At 66.9% G+C, this 8,131-nt stretch carries 7 protein-coding genes and 1 pseudogene; 5 read left to right on the top strand and 3 right to left on the bottom strand.

Translation table 11 applies throughout. The features are described from left to right. Positions 1 to 72: 72 nt before the first annotated feature. The 3 genes from dsbG to dsbD are packed head-to-tail and all read right to left on the bottom strand — an operon-like array spanning position 73 to position 3,384. On the bottom strand, positions 73 to 831 hold the full coding sequence (gene dsbG, locus M2S36_RS03235) for a thiol:disulfide interchange protein DsbG (RefSeq protein WP_233686966.1): 759 nt from the start codon (positions 829 to 831) through the stop codon (positions 73 to 75). Between the two features lies 1 nt (position 832). After that, complete coding sequence (locus M2S36_RS03230) at positions 833 to 1,669, bottom strand: TlpA disulfide reductase family protein (RefSeq protein ID WP_207830046.1); 837 nt, start codon at positions 1,667 to 1,669, stop codon at positions 833 to 835. Then, positions 1,669 to 3,384, bottom strand: a complete 1,716-nt coding sequence (gene dsbD, locus M2S36_RS03225) for a protein-disulfide reductase DsbD (protein WP_333956692.1) — start codon at positions 3,382 to 3,384, stop codon at positions 1,669 to 1,671. Before dsbD ends, M2S36_RS03230 begins: the two co-directional genes overlap by 1 nt. A 217-nt stretch (positions 3,385 to 3,601) precedes the next feature. On the opposite strand from dsbD, the pseudogene M2S36_RS03220 reads away from it, so the two are divergent. The 5 genes and pseudogenes from M2S36_RS03220 to M2S36_RS03200 form a co-directional block, all read left to right on the top strand. Next, a pseudogene (locus M2S36_RS03220) lies at positions 3,602 to 3,742 on the top strand (XdhC family protein); the annotation flags it as partial. 23 nt (positions 3,743 to 3,765) lie between these two features. Further along, positions 3,766 to 4,335 carry a nucleotidyltransferase family protein gene (locus M2S36_RS03215; RefSeq protein ID WP_207830050.1) on the top strand — a complete coding sequence of 190 codons (570 nt, stop codon included), beginning with the start codon at positions 3,766 to 3,768 and terminating at the stop codon, positions 4,333 to 4,335. 113 nt (positions 4,336 to 4,448) lie between these two features. Next, a complete protein-coding gene (locus M2S36_RS03210) occupies positions 4,449 to 5,132 on the top strand; it encodes a response regulator (protein ID WP_013973469.1) in 684 nt (227 codons plus the stop codon). Continuing rightward, positions 5,129 to 6,451: an ATP-binding protein gene (locus M2S36_RS03205; protein ID WP_207830055.1), complete on the top strand. Its 1,323-nt coding sequence runs from the start codon at positions 5,129 to 5,131 to the stop codon at positions 6,449 to 6,451. The genes M2S36_RS03210 and M2S36_RS03205 overlap by 4 nt, the downstream gene beginning before the upstream one ends. Before the next feature lie 216 nt (positions 6,452 to 6,667). Continuing rightward, positions 6,668 to 8,059 (top strand): aspartate aminotransferase family protein, encoded by a 1,392-nt coding sequence (locus M2S36_RS03200; RefSeq protein WP_233686964.1) that lies wholly within the window; start codon positions 6,668 to 6,670, stop codon positions 8,057 to 8,059. Positions 8,060 to 8,131: the final 72 nt, after the last annotated feature.

The following is an 8,131-nucleotide window of genomic DNA, read 5'->3' as shown; positions in this document are numbered from 1 at the left end:
GGTTAGGGTTTCGCCTTGAGTTTTGCGGGGCGGCGCTCGATCTACGCCACACCGCAAAACCCCCGACATGCGCTACCGCTTGCCGAGAATCTTCCCAAGCAACTCCGGCCGTGGTGCGCCTTGCTGGCTCTGCAGGTTGCCCTGGTCATCCTGATAGAAAATCGCCGGGGTCGCCTGCAAGCCCATTTCTTCCATCAGCGCCATGTTCGCCGCCAGCTTCTGCTGCACCGCCTCTGGCACTTGCTCCAGTGCCTTCAACTTGCTGGCCTTGCCTGCTTTTTCATGCTCGTGCAGTGCCTGGGCCGGGTCTTTCGCCGCCAGCAGCGCCGCCGACTTGCCCGGGCTGTCCTCGCGGATGATGCCGACCATGATATGGCGCAACTGCACCTTGCCCGACTCCACCCACGGCCGCGCCTGTTCCCAGAACATGTTGCAGTACGGGCAGTTGGGGTCGCTGAACAGGTACACCTTGCGCGGTGCATCGTCCTTGCCGTCGGCGATCCAGGCGGTTTTCTCCATCTTCGCCCAGATTTCCTTGCTCATCGGCGCATACACCAGCTTTTTCAGCGGCTCGGCACTGAGGTCCTTGCCCTGTTCGTCGAACAGGCTGCCGACCAGTACATGCTTGCCGTCAGGGGTGAGGTACAGGGCCAGGCCGTTATTCTGGTACTCGGCGGCATACCCGCGCAGGCCGTTGGGGGCGTCGAAGCTGCCTTTGATCACGGCGCCCTTGGCTTGCAGTTGTTGAATCGCCTTGGGCAACTCTTCGGCCTGCAGGCTGGGGGCAGCCAGCAGGGCCAGGGACAGGGGCAGCAGTGCAGTCAGTCGCATGTCAGTTTCCTTGTGCGGCAGGGGCGGGCACGGTGGCCCGGTCGAAAGGCTCCAGGGCGTGGCGCAGGCTGGCCCGGGACAGCTCGCCGAGGTGGCTGCCGACCAGCCGCCCGTCGGCGTCGTAGAACAGGGTGGTGGGCAGGGCCATGGAGCCGACGCGCTGGGCCAGCAGGCCGGTACCGTCGAACAGCACGTGGGTCAGGCTCAGGCCGGTGGTGGCGAGGAAGGTGCTGACGTTTTCCGGGGTTTCGCCCTGGTTGACGAACAGGAAGGTCACGTGCGGGTAAGCGCTTTGCGCCTGTTGCAGCACCGGCATTTCGCGTCGGCAGGGTGGGCACCAGGTGGCCCAGATGTTGATGACCAGCGGCTTGCCGCGGTAGCTGTGCAACGCTACGGATTGGCCGCTGGCGTTGCGCAGGCTCAGTTCCGGCAGTTCGGTGCCCTTGCTGTACAAATGGCCGCCGAGGCTGGCCAGGCCCCAGAACAGCGCCCCGCTGAACAGCGCCCAGCCCAGCGGGCGGCGCAGGCCCGGGTGGCGCCAGCCCTGCCAAAGGGCGCCGAGCACGATGCCGGCCAGGCCCGACCAGAACAGGAAGCCGCCATCACGGATATCGATGATCTGCAGCGGGTCGTCCTGGTACATCGGCCAGTAGGCCAGCACGAAGCCGGCACGTGCGCACAGCAGGCCGACCAGGAACAGGTTGAACAGTGCCGATTCCGGGCTCTCGCCGCCACGCCGGGCGACCCACCAGCCGACCACGCTGGCGATCACCAGGGCGGTGAGCATCAGCAGGTGGTTGAGGGCCATGGTCAGCGGCCCGAGGGTTACGGTCAGCATCAGCCTTGGCTCCTGGTCTGGGTCCAGTGTTGCAGGAAGGCGGCCGCATCCACTTCACCGGTGATGCGCCGCGCACGGCGTTCGTCGCCTTCCGGGCCGACCCAGATGATGCTGGGCGGGCCGGGTACCTGGTAACGCTGCAGCAGGGCCTGGCTGGCCGGGGTGTCGGCGGTCACGTCCAGGCGCAGCAGGTGCACGCCGGCCAGGCCGGCCTGCACGTCGCTGCGGGCGAACACCTGTTTTTCCATGACCTTGCACGACACGCACCAATCGGCATAGTAGTCGAGCATCACCCACTGGCCACGGGCCTTGGCCGCATCCAGTTCGCGTTGCAGGTCTTCGGGGCGGCTGACGGTGACGAAGGCGTCCTCGGCGTGCTGGCCGGCGGCCGGCGCAGCAGCGCCACCGGCGAACGGGCGCAGCGGCTGCCAGAGGTCGTCGCCACCGGCCGCAGCACCCACCAGCAGCAGGCCACCCCACAGGGCACCCAGCAGCGGCACTGCGCGCAACGCCGGCAACCGCTGCAGGGCCGGCCAGGCAGCCCAGGCCAGGGCGATCAGCAAGGCGCCGCTCAGGGCCAGCAGCAAGGCCGCGGGCAGCAGGCTGCGCACGGTGTACAGCGCCATGCCCAGGAACACGAAGCCGAACACGCCCTTGACCCGGTTCATCCAGGCGCCCGGGCGTGGCAGGTAGCGGTTGCCCAGGGTCACCAGCAACAGCAGCGGCACGCCCATGCCCAGGCCGAGGCTGAACAGCACCAGCGCCCCCTGCAGCACGTCGCCGCTCTGGGCGATGTACAGCAACGCGCCGGCCAACGGCGCGGTCATGCACGGGCCCATGAGCAGGCCGGACAGCGCGCCCAGCAGCGCCGCGCCATACAGGTTGCCGCCACGGGTGCCTTGCCCGGCGCGGTCGAGGCGGTCACGCACAGCGGCGGGCAGTTGCAGTTCAAAGGCGCCGAACATCGGCAGGGCCAGCAGCACGAACAGCCCCGCCAGGCTGCCCAGCAGCCAGGGTTGCTGCAGCCAGGCCTGCAGGCTGGCGCCCAGCAGCGCGGCAACCACGCCCAGGGCGGCATACACCAGGGCCATGCTCAGTACATAGACCCCAGCCAGTACCCAGCCGCGCCGGGCACTGGCGCCATTGCCCAGTACCAGCCCGGCGAGGATCGGCAGCATCGGCAGCGTGCAGGGGGTAAAGGCCAGCAACAGGCCCAGGCCGAAGAACGCCAGCAGGCTCCAGGCCAGGTGGCCTTGTTGCAGGTCGCTGGCCAGGGCCTGGTCAGAGGCTTGTTCGGCCGCTGGCGCCACACTGCCGCCCAGGTCGATCAGCGTGGTTTGCGGCGGGTAGCACAGGCCGGCGTCGGCACAGCCCTGCCAGCCCAGGCGCAGCTGACCCTGGGCATTGGCCGGGAGCAGCAGTTCGAGCTGGTCGCGGTACACCGCACTGTCACCGAAGAATTCGTCGTGGTGGTTGAGGGCGGTTGGCAGTTGCGGGTGCTGTTCGGCAGGCAGGCCGTCGAACTTCAGGCGCTTCTGATACAGGTAGTAGCCTGGCTGGATCTGGAAGAACAGGCGCATCTGGCCGTCGGCCTGGCGGTCGTGGGTCAGCACGAAGGCCTGGTTGACCGGCAGGAATGCCGGTTTGACATCGAACGGGTTGGCCTGCAGCGGGCCGGCCAGCAGCAGTGTCAGGAAGAGCAGGAGGACGCGCATGTCTTCGCCTTGGCAGTACGTTGAAAGGGGTCATGCTGGCTTGGGTCGATTAACCCAAGGTTAACCCTTTCCTGTGGATGCAAATTCCTGCAGCCCGCACTGGCGCCGAGCCTGCTTGCAGGTGACTGACAGGTTCAACTGCCTGCGCCAGGCCTGGAGTGGATTGCCCGGCGACCTGGGCGTACAGTAGTTCGTCGAACTGAAGGCGGAGTAAAGCGTGCAGCATCTCGATCTCCAGGTGATCCGCCAGGCGTTGCAGTATGCGTGCGACCGCCAGCGGGTGTGGCTGTGCACGGTACTCGCCACCTATGGCTCGGCACCCCGTGCGCCGGGCTCGCTGCTGTTGGTGAACGCCAGCGCCGACACCGCGGTGGTGGCGCTGTGAGTGTGGTCGCGCTGGTGCTGGCGGCAGGCCGCGGCACGCGTTTCGGTTCCGACAAACGCCGGGCGGCCCTGGCCGATGGCCGCTGCCTGCTGGCACATAGCGTGGCGCGGGCGCGGGCAGTATTCGATGATGTACGCGTAGTGCTGCGCGAAGGGGAGCGGGGCGAGGATTTCGGGCTCTCAGCTGATTGCCGGGTTGTCGTGAGCCCTGGTGCGGCGTCGGGGATGGGGCATAGTCTGGCTGCCGGGGCTGGGGCGTTAGTCGACAGCAAGGCGCAGGCGGTGGCGATTTTGCTGGGTGATATGCCTTGGATCGAACCGGCCACTTTGCGGCAGTTGGCGGAAGCCGCCAGCGCTTCGAAAATCGTGTTGCCACGTCATGCCGGGCAGCACGGACACCCGGTGATTTTCGGGCGCGATTTCTGGCCGGCGCTGGGGCAACTGGCCGGGGATGAAGGGGCGCGTGCGGTGGTGCGGGCGCAGCGGGATTGTTGCGTGGTGGTTGAAGTGGAGGATGCCGGGGTTCTGCTGGATGTAGATACGCCGCAGGGGTTGATTCAGGCCTGATGTGCTCACTGCAAGCGTCAAGGTGAACACCCCTTCACGCCACAAAAGGTCCATAATCCCCCCTTAATCCGCCCAAGGTGCAATGCCAGCTACACCATTCCGGGAGCCCCACCATGCACGTTCTGCTCTGCGAGGACGACGACCTGATCGCCGCCGGCATCTGCGCCGGCCTTACCGCCCAGGGCCTGACCGTGGACCGTGTGGGCAACGCCGCCGATGCACGGGCGATGCTGCAGGCCGCGCAGTTCGACGTGATGATTCTCGACCTTGGCCTGCCCGACGAAGACGGCCTGAAGCTGTTGCGCCGCCTGCGCGAGAAAGGCGAGACACTGCCAGTGCTGGTGCTCACCGCCCGTGATGCGGTCACCGACCGGGTCGATGGCCTGCAGGCTGGTGCCGACGACTACCTGCTCAAACCCTTCGACCTGCGCGAGCTGGCCGCCCGCCTGCACACCCTGCTGCGGCGGGTGGCCGGGCGGGCGGTGAATGTGATCGAACACGGCCCGCTGCGCTACGATCCGAGCAGCTGCGAGGCAACCCTGGCCGGCCAGCCGGTCGACCTGTCCCGGCGTGAACAGGCATTGCTCCAGGCGCTGCTGCAGAACCCCGGGCGGGTGCTGTCCAGCGAGCAGCTCAAAGACTGCGTGTACGGCTTCAGCGACGAAGTCGAGAGCAATGCCCTGAACGTGCATATCCACCATCTGCGGCGCAAGCTGGGCAACGGCATCGTCGAGACCGTGCGCGGCCTGGGCTACCGCCTGGGCCCGGCGCAGGCGCCGGAGGAGGCCGCATCATGAGCCTGCGGGTACGCCTGAGCCTGATCCTGGGCAGTGCCTTCGTGATCATCTGGGTGCTGGCTGCCGCGTGGATGCTGCGCGACCTGCGCCAGCAGATGATGTTCTCCCTCGACCAGCGCCTGGTGGCTTCTGCGCGCATGGTCGCCGGGCTGATCGACCAGCTGCCGCAGCCGTTGACTGCCAAGGGTGGGGAGGCGCACTTTTCCGCCGACCAGTTCAGCGTGCCGGACGGCATGGCCTGCCAGGTCAGCTCGCTGCGGGGTGAAATACTTGCCAGCAACCACAAGCATGATGGCGCCATGGATGATGAGCGCAGCGGTTTCCGTGACCAGACCATCGATGACGCGCTGTGGCGCACCTTCACCTACAACCATGGCGATGTGCGTATCACCACCGCTGACCGGCACATGGAGCGCGAGGCGCTGAACCAGTCGATCCTGCTGGCGGCCTCGGCGCCGGTGCTGATGGCCCTGCTTGGCAGCCTGGGGCTGTTGTGGATCGGCCTGGGCAAGGGCCTGGAGCCGCTCAACCGCATGCGCGATGCCCTGCGCCGCCGGCGCGCGGACAGCGTCGAGCCATTGCAGGTGGCGGGCATGCCCAGCGAACTGCAACCATTGCTGGAAACCCAGAACCAGCTGTTTTTGCGCATTGCCCAGACCATCGAGCGTGAGCGGCGCCTGACCGACGATGCCGCGCATGAACTGCGCAGCCCGCTGACGGCGATCAAGACTCACTTGCAGGTAGCGCGGATGACCGACGGCGCCGTGCGCGAGCAGGCGTTGGAGCATGCCGAGCAGGGCGCCGACCGCATGCACCGCACGCTGGAGCAGTTGTTGATGCTGGCGCGTGTGGAAGGCAGCCTGTCGTTCGAGGATGGCGTGCAGTGCAGCGCCGAGCAGGTGGCCCGGCAGGCGGTGCAGGATGCCGGCGGCGGCGACAACCGGCGCATCGTGCTGCGTTTGCCTGAAGCCGCTACGCAGATTTACCTGGGCATGCCGGGACCGTTGGCGGTGGCAGCGCTGCGCAACCTGCTGGACAACGCCTTGCGCCATGGCGGCGACGAGGCGGTGGAGCTTGAGGTGCAGATGGCTGACGGCCAGGTGGGCTTCATGGTGCGTGACCATGGGCCGGGGATTGCCGAGGCGGACCTGGAGCACCTGACCGAGCGTTTCTGGCGTAACGGGCAGAGTGGTGGCTGCGGGTTGGGGCTGGCGATCGTACAGGCGATCGTGCAGCGTTGTGCCGGTAGCCTGAAGTTCGACAGCCGCAGTGATGGGTTGCGGGTGCTTTTGCAAGTGCCGGCGCGCTCGGGGCATTAATTTTTATTGCCTGTGCCGGCCTCTTCGCGGGTAAACCCGCTCCCACAGGTGCAGCATCAACCCTGAGGTCCGTGCAAATCCTGTGGGAGCGGGTTTACCCGCGAAGGGGCCGGGCCTGCTTTCAAAAATCCCGCAGCAACCGCTAAATCCTCCCCGCACTCAAGCGTTTCCCAAGCGACGAACACCCGCACTTTCGCTTGCTTGCGAGGAATCACCATGTCCACTGCTTCCTGCCTTGCCCAGGTCCCGCCGGCCAGCGCGCCGCGTGCCTTGTACGAGTTCACCGATTCACCCTTGCTGCAACGCCAGCAGCAACAGGAGTCCAATGCCCGCAGCTACCCGCGCCGAATTCCGCTGGCGCTCAAGCGCGCCCGTGGCATCCATGTGGAAGATGTCGAAGGTCGCCAGTTCATCGACTGCCTGGCCGGCGCCGGCACCTTGGCGCTGGGCCACAACCACCCGGTGGTGGTCGAGGCGATCCAGCGGGTACTGGCCGATGAGCTGCCCCTGCACACGCTGGACCTGACCACGCCGGTCAAGGACCGCTTCGTCCAGGACCTGTTCGGCGTACTGCCCGAGGCGTTGCGCCGTGAGGCCAAGGTGCAGTTCTGCGGCCCGACCGGTACCGATGCGGTGGAAGCAGCGCTGAAGCTGGTGCGCAGCGCCACCGGCCGCAGCACCGTGCTGGCCTTCCACGGCGCCTACCATGGCATGAGCCAGGGTGCGCTGAGCCTGATGGGTAGCCATGGGCCGAAGCAGCCGCTGGGGGCCTTGCTCGGCAACGGTGTGCAGTTCATGCCGTACCCCTACGACTACCGTTGCCCGTTCGGCCTGGGCGGCGAAGCCGGGGTCAAGGCCAACCTGCATTATCTGGAAAACCTGTTGCTCGACCCGGAAAGCGGCGTGCCGCTGCCGGCGGCGGTCATTCTGGAAGTGGTGCAGGGTGAGGGCGGGGTGATCCCGGCCGATATCGAGTGGCTCAAGGGTGTACGCCGTATCACCGAGCAGGCCGGCGTGGCGTTGATCGTCGATGAGATCCAGAGTGGATTTGCCCGCACCGGGCGCATGTTCGCCTTCGAGCATGCCGGCATCGTTCCGGACGTGGTCACCCTGTCCAAGGCCATTGGCGGCAGCCTGCCGCTGGCGGTGGTGGTGTACCGCGACTGGCTGGACACCTGGAAACCGGGCGCCCACGCCGGCACTTTCCGTGGTAACCAGATGGCCATGGCGGCGGGCTCGGCGGTGATCGATTACCTGGTCGAGCATCGCCTGGCCGAGCATGCCGAGGCCATGGGGCAGCGCCTGCGCCAGCACCTGCAGCAGCTGCAGCGGGCTTATCCGCAGTTGGGTGATGTTCGCGGGCGTGGGCTGATGCTCGGGGTAGAGCTGGTGGACCCGCAAGGGCAGCGGGATGCACTTGGGTATCCGGCGGCCAACCGCGAGCTGGCGGCGAAGGTGCAGCGCGAATGCCTCAAGCGTGGGCTGATCCTGGAGCTGGGTGGGCGGCATGGGGCGGTGGTGCGCTTCCTGCCGCCATTGATCATCAGTGGCGAGCAGATCGATGAGGTTGCGCAGCGCTTTTCCGAGGCGTTGATCGCGGCGGTCTGATCGATTGCCGGGGCCGCTGCGCGGCCCTGTCGCCGGCAAGCCGGCTCCCACGGAACTGCACATAACTCATTG

The sequence above is a fragment of the Pseudomonas sp. SF2 genome, assembly GCF_036858055.1.
Taxonomy (GTDB): domain Bacteria; phylum Pseudomonadota; class Gammaproteobacteria; order Pseudomonadales; family Pseudomonadaceae; genus Aquipseudomonas.
Note: the sequence above shows the minus strand (reverse complement) of the source record. Positions and strands in the feature narration are given on the sequence as shown.

What these genes read in the sequence shown, in the direction of transcription:
- dsbD (WP_333956692.1), bottom strand. Translation starts at nt 3,384, where the DNA reads ATGCGCGTCCTCCTGCTCTTCCTGACACTGCTGCTGGCCGGCCCGCTG.
- dsbG (WP_233686966.1), bottom strand. Translation starts at nt 831, where the DNA reads ATGCGACTGACTGCACTGCTGCCCCTGTCCCTGGCCCTGCTGGCTGCC.
- M2S36_RS03210 (WP_013973469.1), top strand. Translation starts at nt 4,449, where the DNA reads ATGCACGTTCTGCTCTGCGAGGACGACGACCTGATCGCCGCCGGCATC.
- M2S36_RS03230 (WP_207830046.1), bottom strand. Translation starts at nt 1,669, where the DNA reads ATGCTGACCGTAACCCTCGGGCCGCTGACCATGGCCCTCAACCACCTG.
- M2S36_RS03205 (WP_207830055.1), top strand. Translation starts at nt 5,129, where the DNA reads ATGAGCCTGCGGGTACGCCTGAGCCTGATCCTGGGCAGTGCCTTCGTG.
- M2S36_RS03200 (WP_233686964.1), top strand. Translation starts at nt 6,668, where the DNA reads ATGTCCACTGCTTCCTGCCTTGCCCAGGTCCCGCCGGCCAGCGCGCCG.